The following is a 19,891-nucleotide window of genomic DNA, read 5'->3' on the forward strand; positions in this document are numbered from 1 at the left end:
AATGATATAGAAGATGTGCTCGTCTGACACCGCGAAGGAGGGATGACTGTTCATGGAGAATCATGCCAATCTCCAAAGTGAGTTACTACATGCATTACCTTACGGAGTTGCGTTAATACAGAAAGATGGAACAATCGTTCAGGCAAACCGTCCGTTTCTCGAGCAGTTTCCTGAGAATCTACAGAGACGTTCGAACCTTTTCCATATGGTCAATCAGTCACCGATTACGATGGAATTGTCTCGTCGGATGGAACAAGGACTGCCTTGGATGTATGAACTGCCAACGATGCGAGTACACGCCATTCCGTGGGAAAATCAATATATCCTCTCCATTGAGCCATTGCCCCATGATACACGCGTGACGATTCAACACAACGCTTTTGAGGCGATGATGCATACTGAACTCGACATGGCGATGATCATGACGGATGCGAATCTGTTGATTACTCGTTTCAATCAGGGGGCCACGGAACTGTTTGGCTATGCGCCCCATGAAGTGCTTTACGAAATGACACCGTTCGCTTTATTTGAATCGAGAGAATTAAGTGAAAAGCGCTCTGCTTATCAAGACGAGACGGAACGGTTGCTATCGTTCGAACAAATGTTGCGCCTCGCACTCGACAAAGGAGACCGGGAATGGAAGTTTCAATGTAAAGATCGGACACATTTCATCGGCAAATTGTTCATGCATCCCGTTTATGAGCAAGAACAACTCATCGGCTTCTTTTTCTTCGTATTTGATGTGAGTTCCGAGATTGAGTTGAAACGTGAGCTCCGTTATAAGGAACAACGTTATCGCATGTTTGCCGAATCGGTCATCGAAGCCGTTCTGTTCCATGAAGACGGGATGATTCTCGATGCGAACAAGGCGGCGGAATCCATCTTTAAAATCCCTGCAGAGCAAATGATGGGACGCCAGACTATCGAGTTTATCGCGGAAGGGTACCGGGCCGATGTGTTGCGACGCATTCGCAATCACATTCAAACGCCATACGAAGTGATTGGTCGTCGGCAAGATGGAACGTTCTTAGAACTAGAAGTGTATCCGAAAGAAGTGACGTATCAAGGGCAAACGTTACGAGTCGCGGTCATGCGTGATATCAGCGACCGTAAAAAAGTAGAGCGTATGCTCGAACGTGAAAAAAATGCCATCGCCCGTCAGCGCGATATCATCCAGTCAATCTTACAAGCATCGAATGAAGCGTTCGTTTTGACCGAATCGAACGGGAGTGTCTTGTTCATGAACGTCCACGCAAGACGACTCATGGACTTACCGGGCATCGCTCCAAACAAAATTCAGGAGCGTATCCCGCTCCTCTCCACGTTCCGTCCTCGTGACAGGAGCGAGATGCTACGAAAGATGGATCAACTTCTCGATGGGACAGCGCGTGAAGTATCGATGCGTTTCTCCATCCCACAGCCAAACGATCGAGATGAAGAATACTATGAGATGTATGGAACGACGATGGATACAAAACGACAAATCGGTATGGATAGTGGATTCTTGTTTGTGTTCCGTAACCGAACCGAGGAAGAGCGGATGGACCAAATTAAAAATGAACTGGTGAGCACGGTCTCACATGAACTAAGAACTCCTCTTTCCTCATTATCGGGATATATTGAATTGATGCTCGCTCGAGATTTGACACCTGAAAAACGAGAGCGCTTCTTGAAGACGATGTCGCGGGAAGCGAAACGATTGACCGCCCTACTCAACGACTTTTTGGACATCCAACGCATGGAAGATGGTCACCAAGAATATAAACAAGATCATTTCGCTTTGAATGAACTTGTCTTAGAAGTGATTGAACGCTTCCGCGAAACGAGTGATCATACCATTCATTTCGATAATGCGGATGATGACTTGCATCTCGTTGCCGACCGAGATCGCATCGAGCAAGTTCTCGTCAACTTGATTTCAAATGCGATCAAGTATTCCCCGAATAGACAGGAAATCGAAGTACGGGTCCGACAAGACCACAATCAAGCGCATGTATCCATTCGTGATTTCGGTATCGGGATTCCGGAGCACGCCTTCGAAAAATTGTTCACAAAATTTTATCGGGTCGATAATTCGGATACACGTAAAATTGGTGGAACCGGTCTTGGTTTGTCGATTTGTAAAGAAATTATCGAATCACATGGTGGCAGCATCGAAGTGGAATCGACTGTCGGAAAAGGATCGACTTTCACATTCACATTAGATTTAGCGGAGGAAACGTCATGAACAATTACGCCTTTACCGGGTTCCCTGGTTTTTTAGCAGGAAAATTAATTGAACACCTCGCTTCGTTACCGCATCAAATCGGAGTCATCTACGCCTTGCATCTTCCGAACCAACAACGTGATGCAGAAGAGCTACGAGATACGCTACTGTCAACGACGTCGCTTGCACCGCACCAGCTCGTCCTTGTTGAAGCAGACATCACGTTACCCGAAGTGATTCTCGACCCGATTATGCGGTCTGTCATTGAACGCGATGTACATTACATTTTCCATCTCGCCGCCGCATATGACTTGAGTATTCCTTATGACATCGGTTATCGCGTCAATATACTCGGAACCAAACATGTGACCGCGTTCGCCAAACGCTCGAAACAATTGAAGCGTTATGTGTACTTCAGTACCGCCTATATCGCCGGACGTCGCCGTGGGACGGTTTATGAAAATGAATTATGGCATCGGGTCCAGTTTAAAAATCATTATGAGGCGACTAAATATGAAGCAGAGGCACTCGTTTCAAGAGAAATGGGTGGCATGCCAATCACCGTCATTCGTCCTGGGATCGTAATCGGACATAGTCGCACGGGCGAAACGAAAAAGTTCGACGGTGTCTATTTCGTCTTACAATTGATGACACAACTCCAGCAGATGCGACCACTCCCTTACATCGGGCGGGCGAATGTTGAGGTAAACCTCGTTCCGTACGATTATGTAGTAGAAGCGACCGCTTTCCTAGCTCATTCTCCAAACGGCCTGAAGCGGACATTTCATTTGACGGACCCATTCCCACATGGCGCACGAGAGGTATATCGTATGTTGCATGAGACGATGTTTCAGCGTTCTCCTCGCGGAACCGTTCCTCATGCCGTTGCTGACGCGGCATTTACTGCTTGGAATGGTGCCAAGCGACTTGAGGTTCCTCACGAACTATTGGAGTACTTTAAACATCCTGTTCACTTTGACACGACACAAACGATACGTGCACTCGACGGAACGGGCATCGTATGTCCAGACCTCCAGGATTACCTCCCTGAGATTGTCCATTATTATATGGCACACAAAAAGCCCTGATTCGTCAGGGCTTCAACTATGATTGAAATTAAATGAACAAGTATACGCCGTGAATCATCGTACACTTGTTTATATCTCATCCGCGTCGTTACGAGACACCGCTTGATCGTGAAGTAGACGCTCGAGGACGAGGATATAGACCAATGCCACAAGGAGCCCTACGATACCAGGAAGAACCGCAACGATCGCATCCTCCAAGTATGCAGTTGGAATCAGGTAAACCAATAGCGACTTCACACCATACATCAACATCAACGAGGAAAGTAACACAAGCGTTACCGCTCGTTTCGACACATCCCCGAAGAACGGGCGCCCTGTCTTCTCACCTTTTGTCATACCGAGCCAAGATAACAAGTCCAAATCCTCCTTTATCGATTCATTCCCTAACCCATTATATACCAATTATTGCATACGATGAAGACCATCAAAAATCTGTGTCGCTCTTGACTACGATACCTCAAAAAAGGCTGCAACTCCTTCATGAGGAATGCAGCCTACAATACATGTTCAACCAATCAAAATCTTCTCTTTCGGATAGCGAATCTTCCGGTCGGCTTGACGTGCGACGGTAAAGAGAATGGTCAACGATCCGACACGTCCGAGAAGCATCATGAACATGATCAGCCCCTTCCCGGCATCATTCAATTCCGCTGTGATGCCGAGCGATAACCCTACTGTCCCAAACGCCGAGACCGTCTCGAATAGAATGGCAGTCGCCGGAATGTGGCCGTTCGACAAAATGACGAGTGTCGTGATCATCATAATGAACAAGAAACTTGAGATGGCGACGACGTATGCCTTTTTGATTTGAAACGCATCAATCGTCCGCTCCATGATGACCGTTTCTTTCTTACCTGCGATGAAGGCCCACATATCCGCAAAGATAACGGCAAGCGTCGTCACTTTGATCCCCGACCCGGTCGAAGCCGCTCCTGCCCCGATATACATCAGAATCAAAATCAAACCGATCGAGGCTGGAGCCATGGTCGCGATGTCAATTGAATTGAAGCCGGCCGTCCGTGTCGTCACGGCTTGGAAGAACGTCACATGTAACGCCTCACCGAGGGATCGACCATACAATACCCCTTCATTCGATACCCATTCAAACATCATGAGGACGAACCAAGCGACACCATTGATGACCAAGAGTGACAAAATCATGATTTTTGAATGGAGGGCGAGACGTTTCCAGCCTCTCACTTCCGTGGCATCGGCAATCGTCGTGAATCCAAGACCTCCAATCATAATCATGAGGGCGATGGTCACAATGATGGCTGTGTTCTGCTCAAATGACATGAGACTGTCTGGAAATAATGCGAATCCCGCATTATTAAAGGCAGACACTGCATGGAAGAAACCGTAATAAAGTGCTGTTCCAAAAGAATAGTTCTCTGTACTAAACAACTCGAACGTCAAAAACAACATCCCGATAAACTGCACGATGACTGTCGTGAAGACGATGTTCCGAACGAGACGAACTGTCCCCCCCGGTCCAGCTAAATTCAATGATTCTTGTAACAAAATTCGTTGTTTTAATCCGATTTTCTTCCCTAGTACACTTAACAACATCAAGGCGATTGTCATAAACCCAAGACCCCCGATTTGGATGAGGGCGACAATGACCAATTCACCAAACAGGGTAAACGAGGAGCCGATGTCGACTGTCGATAGTCCAGTGACCGTTCCGGCAGACGTTGCGATAAACAAACAATCAATCCAAGAAACCGATTCTTCTTGCGCAAATGGCATATATAAAAGAGTGGCTCCAATAAAAATCGCCAGTAAAAATCCTCCCGCGATAAAACGCGCAGGTTTTTCAAATACGACTCGGTAAAGCACCTCGATTCGTTTCAAGCGCAACTCACGCGCTGACAATCTATGTCGCATCACGACATCCCCTTCACTTCTATTATTCTAAGCCCCATGTTACTCCTCGCTTTTATAAATGCCAACAAGAAAATGTATCTCTAACGCTTTCTTCGATTTTTTGGTATTATGGGAGATAGACTTTAAGAATGTTGAGGAGGTTGAATGAAACCGTGGACCCTAGTACGGTAGATCATTCGATAGAGGATGTCTCACGAAGGTTGGAGCGCCAGTCACAATGTATGCCCGCTCACCTTTATTTTCAGCTAGAAGAGTTACTCAATTGGTCACTCGAGCAAGAAGTCGTGAATCAATTGTACGCATTGTTAAAAAAATACGACGTATTAACCGATATAGAGCGTGAAGAACGAAATATCAGCATTCAAATGCTGATTGATGAAAACGGCGCTTAATCATCGGGAACGCATGTTGCGGGAGACGAGTGGCGTCTCTCGCTTTTTTTGTCCTGATTTATTTCGGAAAGGTGGAAAACAAAGACATGGATGTCGTTACGTTAGTCGGACTCATACTCGGGTTCCTCACCCTCGTCGGTGGAATGCTATTAAAAGGGGCAGGTGTTGCGCCGCTGATCAACCCTGCCGCAATGGTTATCATTTTCGTCGGTACAGCCGCGGCTGTCAGTATCGCTGTATCGAAGGAACAACTTCAGAATGTTCCAAAACTGTTTAAAATCTTGTTCAAAAAACAAGAACTCCCAAGCAAGTCCGGATTGCTCACGCAATTCGTCGACTTGTCGACCCAAGCCCGAAAAGAGGGACTCCTCTCCCTCGAAACGGCACTTGAACAAGTCGAAGAACCATTTTTACGCCAAGGCATGATGATGGTCATCGACGGTCAACCTTCCGAATATATTGCGGAAGTCATGTCACGCGACATCGAAAATATGGAACAGCGTCATAAAGCAAACGCTGATATCTTCACTCAAGCCGGGACATATGCCCCGACACTTGGGGTACTCGGAGCCGTTATCGGATTGATTGCTGCCTTGAAAGACTTATCTGATATCGAAAAGCTCGGACATGCCATTTCTGCGGCCTTCGTCGCGACACTTTTCGGGATTTTCACCGGATATGTGCTTTGGTTCCCGTTTGCAAACAAGTTGAAGCAGTATTCGAAGAGTGAAGTCATCATCAAGGAAATGATGATTGAAGGGATTTTATCGATTCAAAGTGGTGAATCTCCAAAAACGCTAGAAGATAAACTGTCTGTGTATTTGTCTCCAAAGGAGCGAGCTGACTATGAAGCGCAAAAAGAAGCATGATCATGAAGAACATATTCCCGAAGGCTGGCTGATTCCTTACGCCGACTTGTTGACACTATTGCTCGCGCTTTTCATCGTACTATTCGCATCGAGTAACATCGACCAGACAAAGCTTGAGAAAATGTCACAGTCTTTCAACCAGGTGTTCTCTGGAGGCGTCAGCGTCTTTCAAGCTTCGACTGCCTCAAACAGTGACATCAGTCGCACAGACAAAACCAATACGACCGCCAACCCACGGACGTATGAATTGGCTCAACTTGACGAGTTAAAAGAAGATGTAAACAAATACATTAAAAAGAACGGTCTCGAAAGCCAAATCAAAGCGACAATCAATTCAAGTGGTCTCGTCTTGACGATTCAAGACCGTGCCCTGTTCAACTTAGGAGAGGCGACTCTCGATGCTGATGCTCGTAACGTCGCACAAAACATCAGTCAAATTTTAGAGAAGGCGGGCAAGCGAGAGATTGTCGTCTCCGGCCATACGGATAACATTCCAATCAATACAGCACGTTTCCCGTCAAACTGGGAACTCAGTTCGGCACGTGCGACCGCGTTCATGCGTGGCCTTTTGGCAAATGATGCCTTGAACCCGGCTCAATTCACGCTCGCGAGTTACGGTGAGTTTAAACCGATCGCGACGAACGATACAGAAGAAGGTCGCTCTAAAAACCGACGTGTCGAGGTGTTGATCAAACCACTCGTCGACCTTTCTGAGGGCGAACCAAAGATGATTGAAACCATCACCTTACCAAACTAACAATCACCCACTCGTTCGAGTGGGTGATTTGTGTTATTGCATCAATTTAAAGTAGCGTCTCGCCAGTTCGGTGAGTGGGCTTTCGAACAATCGTTTCCGCCAGTAAAGGTCTGTCACTTTCTTCACGGCCTCACTTCGCGACGGATACGGGTAAATCATACGAGACAGCTTCCCGATTTTGTCACCACGTTGCATCGCATAAACGACAATTTGCATCCAATCCCCCGCCGATTCACCGACTGCATGAGCTCCGATGATTTTTCCATTTTTCTTCGTAATCACTTTGACAAAGCCTGCTTCTTGGCGTTCAGCAATGAAACGGTCCACTTCGGACAGTTTCGCTTCATACGTCTCAATGTCGTCACCGTAACGCTCGCGCGCTTCTCTCTCCGTCATCCCGACGTGGAACACCTCAGGGTCTGTGAATGTGATCCACGGGAGCTTACTATAGTCGACCTTGTTCCATAATCCAAAGAGCGCGTTCGCGACAACCGCCTTCCCTTCTTCTCCAGCGGCGTGTGTGAATGGGAGCGTCTTGATCGTATCTCCAATCGCAAAGATATGAGATTGTGACGTCCGATATGACGACGAGACATCGATATACCCTTTCGTCACCTGAACGTTCGCCCGGTCGAGACGGAGCGCATCGATTCGGGGAACGCGACCCGTCGCCATCAGCAGTTTGTCCGCTTCATATTCGACCGTTTCGCCGTTCACCTCTGTCGTGACACGAATGCGGCCATCGACCTCATCGACTCGATTGACCTTTACGCCGATTTTCAAGCGCATCGCCATCTCGAGTTGAGATTTCAAATAGGTGGCGACGTCCTCGTCTTCTTTAGGTAGGAAATCATCCTGCGCCTCTAGCACGGTCACTTGTGAGCCGAGTCGGACAAAGGACTGGGCCAATTCAAGTCCGACCGTTCCGGCGCCGATGACAATCAGGCTCTCCGGGAGCGTCTCTTCTTCAAAGACCGTTTCGTTCGTTAAGTATGGGACTTGATCGAGTCCATCAATCGGAGGAACTGTCGGTTTCGACCCCGTCGAGATGACAAATTTTTTCCCGATCAATAACTCGTTCCCTACTTTTAATTCGTGCGGACTTTGGAACGAGGCTTCTCCGATATAGACGTCGACGCCAATCTTTTCAAAACGCTCTGTCCCGTCATGGTCTTGAATAATGGCACGTGCTTTGTCGACACGCGCTTTTGACATTTGATAATGCTCTTGTCCATTGAACTCGGTTCCGAGAACTCGGGCCGCGCGCATCATCGCATTCGCTTCTTTTGAAGCGGCAATCAACGCTTTCGATGGCACACATCCGACATGCAGACAGTCACCACCTAAATGTTTGTTCTTTTCAACAAGTGCGACCTTTGCGCCTAAATTCGCAGCCCCTGCGGCCACCGTCATCCCGGCAGCACCGCCACCGATGACAATCAACTGATAGTCCTTCATCGAATCAACCTCCGGTATCGTTCGCTCACATCTTCCATTCGTTTTCGATTCACGCCAAAGTCTGAATAGCCGACACGCGACGCAGATCGAAACTCGACTTGTTGAGTAGCGTCATCAAATAAAAAATCGACATCATCTTTAAATCGCATCACTTTAGAAGTCACTACATAATGAAGTCCTTCATCTGTTTCCTTCACCAGTTCAGCCCGCGGCAACTGATTCATCGCCATCTTAATGGCTTCAATTGATTGCCCGCGACTGCCTGCATACGGCAGTGGGTCCATCCGCAATTCTTCAATTGAAGTTTGGGTTGACACAGCATTCGGACTTCCTTTTAACGGCTTCAAAGATTGATTGGCCATTATAAAAACCTCCCTCAGTCTACATACATCTATATGTAGCCTGAATTCGGGAGGTTTAATCCTATTAATGTAGTTCACTCGGGTCGAGCGGCAATAAGACGGTCACCGTCGTTCCGTGTCCGACCTCGCTCTCGATGACGAGTTTGCCTTCATGCGCTTCAATCAATTCTTTTGAAATCGCAAGTCCAAGCCCGCTACTACCTTCTGTGACATGAGCCTGATAGAACATCTCGGTGATGCGCTGCAAATGCTCTCGTGAAATGCCGGGACCTTCATCGATAATCGAGATGAAGGCAACACGTTCCGATTGCACGAAGCGGATGGTCAACGTTCCTCCGTCTGGCGAGAAACGAATCGCGTTCTCGAGGATATTTAAGAACACTTGTTTCAAACGATTCTCATCAAATAGTCCGACCGATTTTTGAGGATAGCGTTCGATGAGTGTGATGCTTTTGTCTTCAAGTGACTGTTTTAATTGCAGAGTCACTTGACGTAACAAAGAGACCAGGTCCAGTTCTTGGCGATACAAGACCAACCGACTCTCCTCAATTTTTGTATAGTCGAGAAGCTGTTCGACGAGACCGATCATGCGCTCTGTCTCCGAATGGATGATGCTTAAACCGAGCTCCGTCTCTTCAGATAGTTTCTCATCACCACCCCGAATCGTCTCGGTCCATCCCTTAATCGATGTGAGTGGTGTTCTGAGTTCGTGCGATACACTCGAGAGGAATTCGTTACGTGTCGACTGATGCTGCTGGACTTTCGCGCCTAAATACGTGAGCGTTCGAGCCAAGGCTCCAAGCTCATGTTTCTCATTTGACTCAACGGATACATCGAAGTCGCCCTGAGCCATCTCATCGGCCGCCTCGATGATGTGACGAATCGGTCTGACGAAGCGATCGGCAATCCTGATGACGGTGTATAGGGCGAGCAACCAGATCAAGACGCCAATCATGACGACCGTCATCCAAATTTCGCGAATGAGCGTGTCCAAGTCTTCAAGCGGTCGCGTGAAACTGATGGCAAACTCGGACGTATCGTTCGTCATAATGGGACTCGTGACCGACAAGTAATGTTCATCCCCGACGTCATAGTCCTGCACGACGGACTCTCCTTGCGACAGTTGCTGTAACTGTTCTTGAGAGAAAGAGGCCTGCCTTGTTCGTTGTCCCGTCGTTTTGACAATTGAACCGCTCCGGTCGACAATCGTCAAATCAGTTCCAGGATATCCGAATGTTCGGACGAGGACTGAAAAGGCGCTCGGCGTTTCAAACCCAACTTGGGCTTGAGGGTATAGATATGCACTCGTTGTCGCATGACCTAGTAACGCTTCCGACTCATACTCGTAATAGTAGCGATACGTCCCGTAAGACAAAATGCTGACGAGCAAGAGCAAGACGATCGTCACGACAATCATCATGCGAATGACTAACTGTTGTTTCATGCCTCATGTCTCCGCCATTTATATCCGTGACCCCACAACGTCTCGATGTAGACCGGATGACTCGGGTCATCTTCAATTTTTTGACGCAAGCGACGAATGTTGACGTCGACTGTCTTTCGGTCACCGAAATAGTTAACGCCCCATACAGCATCGAGTAGCGCATCACGTGACAAGACGATCTCTTCGTTTTGGACGAGATGACAGATCAAGTCATACTCGGTCGGCGTCAAATCGATCGACTGTCCATACTTCGTCACTTGTTTTGCGGCGAGGTCGATTGCGAACGGTCCCGACTTCAAGCGTTTCGAATCTTTTCGTTTCACTTTTTCGACACGGCGCAACAACGCTTGGATGCGCGCCACTAATTCACCTGGACTGAACGGTTTGGCGATGTAGTCGTCTGCACCTTTACCGAGCCCTTCAATTTTATCTTCTTCGAGCGTACGTGCCGTCAACATGATGATCCCTACATTTTCGTCAAGATCACGAATGGCAGCACATGCTTCGAATCCGTCCATTTCCGGCATCATGACATCCAATAGGACGACATCGAACGGTTCACGGTCAAATGCGGTGACCGCTTCTCGCCCGTTCGTCGCCTCAAAGACGTCGAATCCGGCTCGTTTTAAATTGACAATAATGAAGCTGCGAATCGCATGTTCATCCTCAGCTACTAAAATTCGATTCATATCGATTTCCACCTCTTCTAGAGTTCACTTCTCTACATTATAGTTACGTTTTTGCGACAAGGTTGTCAATTGACCTTAAAAAGGTTTAGGATGGAGTCATTAGATTCTGAAGGAGGACCCCCTACTACTATGAGTTACAAGATGATTGTATTGGATATGGATGATACGCTCCTCACGAGCGACCATACGATTTCCCCTAAGACAAAAGAAGCACTTCTCGATGCACAGGCGCGCGGCTATAAAGTCGTTCTCGCGAGCGGACGACCAACGTTTGCGATGTGGGAAGCAGCCCGTGAATTAGAACTTGCGAAATACGGAAGCTACATCTTATCGTTCAACGGTGCCTCGGTCATCGATTGTGCGACAAACGAGGAGATTTTCTCGAGCACGCTCCAGCCGGATACAGTCGCCCATCTCCATGATATCAGTGAACGGGAAGGAATCGCGATTCATACGTACGTCGGTAACGAAATCGTAACCGATCGCCCGAACCCTTATACGGATATCGAAGGTGAATTGACGGGAATGCCGGTCATTCATGTCGACAACTTTAAAGATGCCGTGACAGCTCCGGTCGTCAAATGTTTGATGCTTGCGGATGGCGACACACTCGCTCCAATCGAAACGAAGCTACAAACAGAATTGGCCGGGAAATTGGCTGTAGCCCGTTCAAAACCGTTCTTCCTTGAGTTTACTGAAGCCGGTGTCACAAAAGGAACGAGTCTCGCCTTCCTTGCAGATCAACTCGGCATCGCACAAAAAGAAGTCATCGCTTGCGGTGACGGAAACAATGATTTGACGATGATTGAATGGGCCGGCCTCGGCGTCGCGATGGGAAATGCTAACACGACGGTCAAAGGAAAAGCGGACTTCATCACAAAATCAAACAACGAAGACGGAATCGCTCATGTCATCGAAACGTACATGGCGGACGTACTCGTCACGCAATAAGCTTCTGATTGTAGAAAGGGAGGAAGGAAGATGAATAAAGGGTTGAAACGAGCTGGAGTCGGATTGATTGGAACTGCGGTCGCAGGAGCGGCTTATGTGTTCCTCTCACCGAAACCAGCCACACGTTTAATCAAAACTTCGTTTGCGGGGGGAAACGAAGTGGAGATGAAGGGATTCGAGGAAGTCGTTCAAAAGACGTCTGTCCGAAAAGACATCGACTACTTGTCTTCTTATGACAATGGAACCTTTGATTTGATCCGTTATGAAGGAAATAGCCGCACGGTCCCTACCATTTTTTGGGTACATGGCGGATCATTCGTCGGTGGGGATAAATCGGATGTGTTAAAATACGCCACTTCAATTGCGAGTAACGGCTACAACGTCGTCAGTATCAATTACGCACTCGCACCTGACGTGATGTACCCGACCCCGCTCAAACAAATCGAAGAAGCGTACTCGTTCATCGCTGAGAACAATGACCGCTTCCGTCTCGATTTAGACCGCGTCTTCTTTGCAGGTGATTCGAATGGTGGACAGCTCGCTGCACAGTTTGTCGGGATCCAGTTGAATGACGACTATTCGCCTTCTGCTGAAGTGGGACAAGTCGTACCAAAATCCTCAATCCTCGGTGCCATCCTCTTGTCTGCACCGCTCGACTTGAAGCGTACATGGCTCGAATCATCGAAGTCAGTGAACCGCTTCTTGTTCAAACGAATCGGATGGGCATACTTCGGCACATACAATTGGGAGACTCTCCCGGTCGTTGCTGAAGCGTCGCCACTCGTCAATGTACCGGCCACATTCGTCCCAACGTTTATCGCGGACGGGAATGACCATTCCTTTGAGGAGCAGGCCAAGGAATTTGCAACGATTCTTTCAGGACGTACGGATGTCACGACTGTCTTTTATGATCGGAACGAGCACGAGCTTGGCCATAACTATTACTTCGAAATGGACCGCCCAGCGGCTAATTCCACGTATCGTCGTTTGATTACGTTCTTACGTGAAACGACAAATCAATCTGTATAATGCAAAAGAGGCGACGTTCTCCTACAGTGGAAAACGTCGCCTCTTTTCGTTAGCGCAATAGTTCGAACGCGCGACCAATCAATTCATTTCGGGATGGGGAAGTTTGACGCAATGCTTCAAGACGTTCAATCAATGTCTGTTTCAGTCCTTCATCCTTCACCAACTCCAGGCACTCGATGTGTAATAACCAGGCGTCAGGGTGGTTCGTTAAAATCTCTGGGATGAGACCATCGATTGATTCTCCCCGCTCACGCATGAGATGGATGCGGTTGAACATCGGATCATCGTTCGTCCATACACGTTCATCCCGTTCGATGATCACCGGTTTTTCAATCATCATCAGCTCGTCTACCGTTGTTCCTGGGAAAACTGATGGAAGCGAATCGACGCGTACTTCTAGCGAGTCGAGTGAGATCGTCCGTCCTTCTAGGTGAACCGTCACGTCTTCGAGTGCACCGGATGCACATGCTTGCCGAATGCTCGTCCCGTCCTCAAAGAGGTCATCGCGATCGAGCGCGGACTCTGTGTCATGAGCGATCAGTAGCCCGTGTCGCTCTTTTTGCGTGAGCTGTCCATGTTGTACAATTGAACATTCATCCCATTGAATGAGCGTATGTTCTTTCGACTCCGTCATGTGACGAACGATGCCGACACGTTCTGATCCATCTTCAAGTCGAATCGTCGATTGACTTCCTGACGCCAACGCTTTCGCCACAGATTCAATCCCACCTTTTCGAATCGCCATTCTTCCCTCTAGTTCATCTAAGACAGAAGAGAGCGTCTCAAAGTTTGGAATAACGAATAGCTCTTTTTGCATGTTTGTCACGTCTTGCTTCGTCTGTAGCGCGTGCTCCAAGTCGAATGGATGTTTGACGACCGCATCTGTCAGACAGTGACGGCTCTCTCCTACCGATGATAAGAGGCCTGCCCCGTAAATCATCGGGTTGTCGAGGTCACCAATCAATCCGAATTCAACGGTCCACCAAAAGATACGCGCGACCTGTTGTGCTTCAGAAAAGCCAGTCACTTGCGCTTTCGCCTCATGAACGGCTTTCTCCGCCGCCTCGATATCCTGTTCGGTCGAATTCGCATTCTCCTTCACAATCGTCAAGCGTTTCAATGCGGCGAACGAGGCATGTTCTTCTCGGTTCATGAACGCCTTGGCCCCTAATTGACCGAAGCGTTTGACGATTGCCGAAAACGTCGGGTCCATCAACATTGGCGCATGTCCCGCCGCCTCGTGAATGATGTCAGGGGCTGGACTGTATAAAATATTCTCGACTTTCCGAATGTCTGTCGCGACCGGGAGCATCCCGTTTCCTTGGAAGTCAAAAAAGGCAACGCCGGGGATGAGCCCATCCACTGCGACCGTCGACCATCCTGCCGCCTGCATCTCATCCGTCATCTGTTCGACGTTCGGCAATCGATTCGGTCCCATTCCCGTCCGTTTCAATCCTTCGATGTAAAACGGATGCGCCTTCCCTTCTAACGTGTGCAAGTTCAACCGCAACACGAAACGCCAAACGGCATGATCTGTTGGTGTGTATTCATTGTAGAACTGCGGTGAAATATGTGGGGCTAGGTGTTTTGGAATCGATTGTGTCAACATGTGAAGTCCTCCTTTAAAATCAAAAAATCCCTATCGATTGAATCGATAGGGACGACAAAGCCGCGGTACCACCCTGGTTGCTAGAAAAATTCTAGCCGCTTGATCCGATAACGGGGGACCGCTCAATGATGAGAGCTCAGGAACTGTAATTCGATTCATCTTTTGGGCGTGTTCGCAGCACCACACGCTCTCTGGGCCAGGGAAGATGTCTCTACTTCGGTTCTTTCTTCGCTTTTCTTACATATCCAATTCTTTATCTTTTCTACAGTTATGCTGTTATGCATATATGCTTTTAAGCACTAAAGTGACGTCTTGTTAGTTACTGTACCAAAGCTAAACAAAAGCGTCAACAAAAAACAGCCTGCGAATTTTCGCAAACTGTCAGAGACACCACTCAATCGGAGATTTTCCCCACTCCTTCAATGTATCGTTTACTTTGGAGAATGGCTTAGAACCGAAGAATCCACGATGGGATGACAAAGGACTTGGATGTACCGACGTGAGAACTTTATGTTGGTCTCCAATCCATTTCATTTTCTTCTTCGCATCATTTCCCCACAAGATGAATACAATCGGTTCCTCACGACTCCCGAGCCGCTCAATGATGGAATCAGTGAACTGTTCCCATCCTTTTCCACGGTGAGAGCCCGCCTTTCCCGCTTCAACCGTCAGTGCCGTATTTAAGAGAAGGACGCCTTGTTTCGCCCATTTCTCGAGATTGCCACTCTTCGGGAGATCACATCCAACGTCATCTTTTAGTTCTTGAAAGATGTTTCGTAGAGACGGTGGGAAACGAACCCCGTCCTGCACCGAAAAACTGAGTCCATGCGCTTGATTCGGTCCGTGGTACGGATCTTGCCCTAAAATGACGCACTTCACTTCACTAAATTTTGTGTGAATAAATGCGTTCCAAATATCTTCTCGGGCCGGGTAAACGATCGTTTCTTCATAAGCTTGGTCGATGAATTGCTTCAACTGTTGAAAATAAGGTCGTTTCATCTCTTCTTGGACAATATCCGTCCAATCTCCAAGTAGTCGACTCGATAACTGATCTGCCATTGCATACTCCCCTTTCCCTTTGTATCATACCCAAAATAAATGCATACAAAAAGACGAGTCAATCGACTCGTCTCTCTAGGTTATACCGTTACTGCGCCTGCAACTTCTTTCGCAAGTGCTTCAGCTTTCGCTTTCGCGTCTGCAACGATCTCTTCGATTTTATCTGGGTATTGGTTCATCCCTTCGACCGCTACCGTCGTCACTTCAGATACACCGACGAACGCGAGCGCTTGGCGAAGGTATGCGTCTGCGAAGTTAAGGTCAGTTCCTGTGTAGATTCCGCCTGTCCCTTGGATGTGGATCGCTTGTTTGTTTTCAAGCAAGCCGACAGGACCTTGCTCCGTGTAACGGAACGTTTTACCTGCCATGAGCACGCTATCGAGGAACATTTTCATACGTGCTGGGAAGAAGAAGTTCCACATTGGAGTCGCGAACACGTAAAGGTCCGCTTCCATGAATTTCTCAAGCATGCCGCTCATTGTGCCTACTTTTTTCGCTTCTACATCAGTGAGCGCTTCGCCTGAAGCGAATTTGCCCCATGCACTGAGCACATCTCCGTCGATTTCTTGAACATCAACATCGTAGAGTTCGATTGCTTCCACTTCGATCGATGGATTTTCTGCTTGGAGTGTCGAAACGAATGTTTCTGCCACTTGTTTGCTGTATGAAAGTTCAGTTGGTTTCGGGTTAGCCGATACATATAATACTTTAGTCATCGTGTAATCCTCCATTTGTGTAATCTCTAATTTTTCAATAACAGTTAGAACTATATCATCTGTATATCTCATCGTCAATTATTTTAATTTCAAGATATTGAATAAAAAAGCAACGGGCTTTATTTGCCCGCTGCGTTATAACCGACTCGTTTCAATAACGAAATCAATTGTTCCGTCTCTTCATCACTTAACGGTCCATATATATCTTTGAAGATTTCAATATGTTGCGGATAGACGACGTCCATGAGCGCCTTTCCATCGTCTGTCAATGAAGCATATGTGACACGTCGGTCAGACGGGCAGGCGATTCGTTCAATCAGCCCTCGCTTCTCCAACTTATCGATCACATATGTCACGCTACCGCTCGTAATCAAAATCTGATCCCCAATTTGTTGCAACGGGGTGTCTCCTCGTTTATACAGTACGGATAAAACACCGAACTCTGTTGAATTTAACTGGTGGCGTCGTAAATCTTCTTTCACACGATCACTGATGGCATCCATCGTACGCGCAAGAACGACCCACGCCTTCAATTCAAGGGATTCAATCATGTCGGTTTCACCTCAATTCGTTCATCATATATCACTAGTATAGCAGGACTTATGCAGTATAAGCCGGGAAAAATACTTCGTCAAGGAACTTCTTCATTGTCGCCCATGTCGGAAACGTTTAGAATGGTAGTATTGTGATTTTAAGAAAGGGTGGACCGTATGCGTGAGTATTACGAAATTTCATTGACGATTAAACGGGAGTTTTTGCATGCTGTCATCGATTTGTTGAATCGGGAAGGCATCGCACCGGACTATGCGCTCGAAAAAGAAGGCGCGGTCTTTTTATTATTCAATCATTTACCTTGGCCAAACGTGACCCGTGAACCGCATGCCGTGGAACGTTTCTTATTGACGTTGAAACGATCGGACTATTTATTCGTCAAAACGAAACGTAAATCACCGGTCCCCGATCATGAACCGGTCGCCTGTATGGGGGCTCTCGTCTCCCCGTTCAATGAACATTTGCGCATCGAACTTGCCGTGGACGAGTCGGAAGCAAGTCATTTAGATATGTCCGCATTCCGTCATTATTAAACAATCGAATGCCTAACGCATCCCCTTGAAGATTAGAGCGAGATAGCTAATCGACATGGGGATTTTTTAGGAGTATCTGCTTTCTTTGACGGGAATAAAGGACAGTATTCGAGTTGAAAAGGAGACATGTTGGTATGGACACAGTCATGTTAATCGTCAATCCATCCTCAGGGAAAGAGTTGGGGGAACAACACGCAACACATGCCGAAGAGGTGTTGCGCGAACGATATGGACACGTCGATGTCCGCTTCACTGAAAAGGAACAGGATGCGACGAACTTCGCACGTGAAGCGGCAGAAAAGCACTATCAGGCCGTGATTGCGATGGGTGGGGACGGAACCTTGAACGAAGCGGTGACCGGTCTAGCCGAGGCTACTCATCGACCTGACTTCGGCATCATTCCACTTGGGACGGTCAACGACCTCGCCCGTGCACTCGGTGTCCCAAGTGACCCTAAACAAGCAATCGAGGCTCTCCGCGACGCTGAACCGACACCGATGGATATCGGAAAGTATGAGAACGGTTATTTCATGAACGTCATCGCCATCGGGCTCATTGCCGAAGCTGTCGACGAAGTAAGTGTGGAAGAAAAGACGAAATGGGGACCGTTCGCTTACTTGATTGAGGGTGTAAAAGCGTTCCGTGAACATAGTCCTTATGAGTTGGCGCTTGACAGTAAAGACGGGGAGTTTGATGGCGAGGCTTATCTCGTCGTCATCGCCTTGACGAACTCGGTCGGAGGATTTGAAAACTTCGAACCGGACGCGCGACTTAATGATGGTCTTCTTCACGTCTATATCTTTGAAGAGCTCGGGTTAAAGGACGCACTTCAATTAACACCCGCCCTCTTTACAGGAAAGTTGAAGGAAACGGATAGCGTCACCTCATTTTGTACGTCACGGGTGAACGTGACCTCGCCTGATGCGCTTCCTGTAAATGCTGACGGGGACACAGGCGGCAAGCTACCGCTCACCTTTGAAGTATTGCCGAGCCACTTAAACGTATTAAAGCCGGTATAAGAGCAGGAATTTTGACGATTGAATCGAATGTGTTCAAGCGAGAAAGGAGAATGACCTATCAATATCTCACTTGTTCCATTAACAGTCGCATCCGGCGACATCGTCGATACATTCAATCGTTGGAATAACGATCCTGAGATCGTCCATCTTATTCGCCCGAGCCGCTCTAAAGAAGAATTGACCGCCCATTATGAGATGACGGTTGACGATTTAGAAGAACGACTCTTAACGCACGATATTTTCCTCATCTATGCAGATGACCATCTCGTCGGAGAAATGAACGTCATGTATGACCCGCCTCATTTATATCGACAAGAACCCGGTACAGCTTGGCTCGGTTTCGTCATCGGCGAATCTGTAGGTCGCGGAAAAGGCGTTGGCACAGAAGCTCTTCGTTTGTTAGAAGAGCAATTGCGAGCCAAACAAACACCTCGTATGGAACTTGGCGTATTCGCTTTCAACCATGCGGCCCATCGTCTCTATACGAAATGTGGATATCAAGAAATCGGCCGGATCGAGCACTTCACCTACTGGGACGGTCAATTTTGGTCCGATATTCGGATGGAAAAACGACTCGACGAAAAACCCTTTCACGCCAAGTGAAAGGGTTTTGACTTAGTTCTTTAAGTTCTCAACTTCGACAATCCGGAAGCCTTTTTGTTCAAGCTTAGAGACAACCTTGTTTTTCATGTCTTCTTCACAGTCTGGTGGTAGTGTCACGAGTACCCGTCGCAATACTTTACTTTTCGCATCGAGCGTCATCAAGCTCGCGATTGATGTATATTTGTTCACGATTTTCGTGATTTTCTCAAGTGCCCCAGCCTGTTCGCTCAAGGCGATTGTCAAGACATAACTACCCGTGTCGCGACTCCATGCTTCTTCGAGCATCCCGAGCATCTTACCGTGGGGAAGAATGCCATAAAATTCATTGCTCTCATCTTTCAATACAGCAATGTACGGCAACTCTTTGATTGAGAAAAATACTTCAAAGAATCCATCTGACTCATGGACGTACTTTTGTGTATTCTTGATGAGTGTCATCACATTATCGTCCATGTTTTCCCCGTTCATTCCATGACGATAAATATGCATCTTGTAAATGTTACCGCGGAAAAATTTCCCCGTCTCGTCTAAAACAGGTACACAACGGTATCCTGTTTCTTCAAGCGTATGAAGCGCTTCCCGCAATGTTGCCTTTTCACTGATGGTGACAACATCTTTCTTCGGGATACATAAGCTATGCACTAACATGCGTTTTCCTCCCAGCCAAT

General features: G+C 47.6%; 21 protein-coding genes and 1 other annotated feature. Of the genes, 10 read left to right on the plus strand and 11 right to left on the minus strand.

The features are described from left to right. The first annotated feature begins 52 nt into the window (after window positions 1-52). Both OKS35_RS11060 and OKS35_RS11065 read left to right on the plus strand, forming a co-directional pair. Entirely contained in the window at window positions 53-2,227 is a 2,175-nt protein-coding gene (locus OKS35_RS11060; protein ID WP_214691306.1) for an ATP-binding protein, read from the plus strand. Then, a complete protein-coding gene (locus OKS35_RS11065; RefSeq protein WP_159563352.1) occupies window positions 2,224-3,294 on the plus strand; it encodes an SDR family oxidoreductase in 1,071 nt (356 codons plus the stop codon). Before OKS35_RS11060 ends, OKS35_RS11065 begins: the two co-directional genes overlap by 4 nt. A gap of 69 nt (window positions 3,295-3,363) precedes the next feature. On the opposite strand, the gene OKS35_RS11070 is transcribed toward OKS35_RS11065, so the two are convergent. Both OKS35_RS11070 and OKS35_RS11075 read right to left on the minus strand, forming a co-directional pair. Continuing rightward, window positions 3,364-3,648 carry a hypothetical protein gene (locus tag OKS35_RS11070; RefSeq protein ID WP_159563351.1) on the minus strand — a complete coding sequence of 95 codons (285 nt, stop codon included), beginning with the start codon at window positions 3,646-3,648 and terminating at the stop codon, window positions 3,364-3,366. 153 nt (window positions 3,649-3,801) lie between these two features. Then, a complete protein-coding gene (locus OKS35_RS11075) occupies window positions 3,802-5,181 on the minus strand; it encodes a TrkH family potassium uptake protein (RefSeq protein WP_159563350.1) in 1,380 nt (459 codons plus the stop codon). Between the two features lie 140 nt (window positions 5,182-5,321). Here OKS35_RS11075 and OKS35_RS11080 point away from each other — a divergent pair, with 140 nt between their 5' ends. The 3 genes from OKS35_RS11080 to OKS35_RS11090 all read left to right on the plus strand — a co-directional run bounded on the left by OKS35_RS11080 (window position 5,322) and on the right by OKS35_RS11090 (window position 7,199). Further along, window positions 5,322-5,573 (plus strand): hypothetical protein, encoded by a 252-nt coding sequence (locus OKS35_RS11080; protein ID WP_230235447.1) that lies wholly within the window; start codon window positions 5,322-5,324, stop codon window positions 5,571-5,573. A gap of 86 nt (window positions 5,574-5,659) precedes the next feature. Further along, the gene (motA, locus tag OKS35_RS11085; protein ID WP_015880500.1) at window positions 5,660-6,442 is read left to right on the plus strand and encodes a flagellar motor stator protein MotA; all 783 of its coding nucleotides are present in this window, start codon (window positions 5,660-5,662) and stop codon (window positions 6,440-6,442) included. After that, window positions 6,420-7,199 (plus strand): flagellar motor protein MotB, encoded by a 780-nt coding sequence (locus OKS35_RS11090; protein WP_074034931.1) that lies wholly within the window; start codon window positions 6,420-6,422, stop codon window positions 7,197-7,199. The genes motA and OKS35_RS11090 overlap by 23 nt, the downstream gene beginning before the upstream one ends. Before the next feature lie 33 nt (window positions 7,200-7,232). Here the strand turns inward: OKS35_RS11090 and OKS35_RS11095 are convergent, their stop codons facing one another. The 4 genes from OKS35_RS11095 to OKS35_RS11110 form a co-directional block, all read right to left on the minus strand. Further along, on the minus strand, window positions 7,233-8,657 hold the full coding sequence (locus OKS35_RS11095; RefSeq protein WP_159563349.1) for a dihydrolipoyl dehydrogenase family protein: 1,425 nt from the start codon (window positions 8,655-8,657) through the stop codon (window positions 7,233-7,235). Beyond that, window positions 8,654-9,019: a DUF1499 domain-containing protein gene (locus OKS35_RS11100; protein ID WP_159563348.1), complete on the minus strand. Its 366-nt coding sequence runs from the start codon at window positions 9,017-9,019 to the stop codon at window positions 8,654-8,656. The genes OKS35_RS11095 and OKS35_RS11100 overlap by 4 nt, the downstream gene beginning before the upstream one ends. Window positions 9,020-9,083: 64 nt before the next feature. Continuing rightward, entirely contained in the window at window positions 9,084-10,463 is a 1,380-nt protein-coding gene (locus OKS35_RS11105; RefSeq protein ID WP_214691309.1) for a sensor histidine kinase, read from the minus strand. Further along, window positions 10,460-11,152, minus strand: a complete 693-nt coding sequence (locus OKS35_RS11110; RefSeq protein ID WP_015880495.1) for a response regulator transcription factor — start codon at window positions 11,150-11,152, stop codon at window positions 10,460-10,462. The genes OKS35_RS11105 and OKS35_RS11110 overlap by 4 nt, the downstream gene beginning before the upstream one ends. Before the next feature lie 129 nt (window positions 11,153-11,281). Here OKS35_RS11110 and OKS35_RS11115 point away from each other — a divergent pair, with 129 nt between their 5' ends. Together OKS35_RS11115 and OKS35_RS11120 are read left to right on the plus strand one after the other, a co-directional pair. Beyond that, window positions 11,282-12,103: a Cof-type HAD-IIB family hydrolase gene (locus OKS35_RS11115; protein ID WP_159563347.1), complete on the plus strand. Its 822-nt coding sequence runs from the start codon at window positions 11,282-11,284 to the stop codon at window positions 12,101-12,103. Window positions 12,104-12,133: 30 nt separating this feature from the next. Then, window positions 12,134-13,132 (plus strand): alpha/beta hydrolase, encoded by a 999-nt coding sequence (locus OKS35_RS11120; RefSeq protein ID WP_214784235.1) that lies wholly within the window; start codon window positions 12,134-12,136, stop codon window positions 13,130-13,132. A 49-nt stretch (window positions 13,133-13,181) separates the two neighbouring features. Here the strand turns inward: OKS35_RS11120 and OKS35_RS11125 are convergent, their stop codons facing one another. The 4 genes from OKS35_RS11125 to OKS35_RS11140 form a co-directional block, all read right to left on the minus strand. Then, window positions 13,182-14,741 carry an aromatic amino acid hydroxylase gene (locus OKS35_RS11125; RefSeq protein ID WP_264093090.1) on the minus strand — a complete coding sequence of 520 codons (1,560 nt, stop codon included), beginning with the start codon at window positions 14,739-14,741 and terminating at the stop codon, window positions 13,182-13,184. Window positions 14,742-14,785: 44 nt separating this feature from the next. Beyond that, window positions 14,786-14,979: a binding site (T-box leader), on the minus strand. A 143-nt stretch (window positions 14,980-15,122) separates the two neighbouring features. Continuing rightward, entirely contained in the window at window positions 15,123-15,800 is a 678-nt protein-coding gene (locus OKS35_RS11130) for a uracil-DNA glycosylase (protein ID WP_264093091.1), read from the minus strand. Window positions 15,801-15,880: 80 nt separating this feature from the next. After that, window positions 15,881-16,516: an FMN-dependent NADH-azoreductase gene (locus OKS35_RS11135; protein ID WP_078146124.1), complete on the minus strand. Its 636-nt coding sequence runs from the start codon at window positions 16,514-16,516 to the stop codon at window positions 15,881-15,883. Window positions 16,517-16,635: 119 nt separating this feature from the next. Further along, window positions 16,636-17,067 carry a MarR family winged helix-turn-helix transcriptional regulator gene (locus OKS35_RS11140; protein ID WP_047795835.1) on the minus strand — a complete coding sequence of 144 codons (432 nt, stop codon included), beginning with the start codon at window positions 17,065-17,067 and terminating at the stop codon, window positions 16,636-16,638. A 159-nt stretch (window positions 17,068-17,226) separates the two neighbouring features. Here OKS35_RS11140 and OKS35_RS11145 point away from each other — a divergent pair, with 159 nt between their 5' ends. The 3 genes from OKS35_RS11145 to OKS35_RS11155 all read left to right on the plus strand — a co-directional run bounded on the left by OKS35_RS11145 (window position 17,227) and on the right by OKS35_RS11155 (window position 19,223). Continuing rightward, window positions 17,227-17,601: a hypothetical protein gene (locus tag OKS35_RS11145; protein ID WP_015880488.1), complete on the plus strand. Its 375-nt coding sequence runs from the start codon at window positions 17,227-17,229 to the stop codon at window positions 17,599-17,601. A gap of 134 nt (window positions 17,602-17,735) precedes the next feature. After that, complete coding sequence (locus tag OKS35_RS11150; RefSeq protein WP_074034946.1) at window positions 17,736-18,620, plus strand: diacylglycerol/lipid kinase family protein; 885 nt, start codon at window positions 17,736-17,738, stop codon at window positions 18,618-18,620. Window positions 18,621-18,683: 63 nt separating this feature from the next. After that, entirely contained in the window at window positions 18,684-19,223 is a 540-nt protein-coding gene (locus OKS35_RS11155; RefSeq protein ID WP_264093167.1) for a GNAT family N-acetyltransferase, read from the plus strand. A 12-nt stretch (window positions 19,224-19,235) separates the two neighbouring features. Here OKS35_RS11155 and cbpA read toward each other — a convergent pair whose 3' ends face one another. Beyond that, on the minus strand, window positions 19,236-19,871 hold the full coding sequence (gene cbpA / locus OKS35_RS11160) for a cyclic di-AMP binding protein CbpA (RefSeq protein ID WP_031424393.1): 636 nt from the start codon (window positions 19,869-19,871) through the stop codon (window positions 19,236-19,238). Between the last annotated feature and the right edge of the window lie 20 nt (window positions 19,872-19,891).

It is taken from the genome of Exiguobacterium sp. N5 (genome assembly GCF_025842465.1).
Lineage (GTDB): Bacteria > Bacillota > Bacilli > Exiguobacteriales > Exiguobacteriaceae > Exiguobacterium > Exiguobacterium profundum.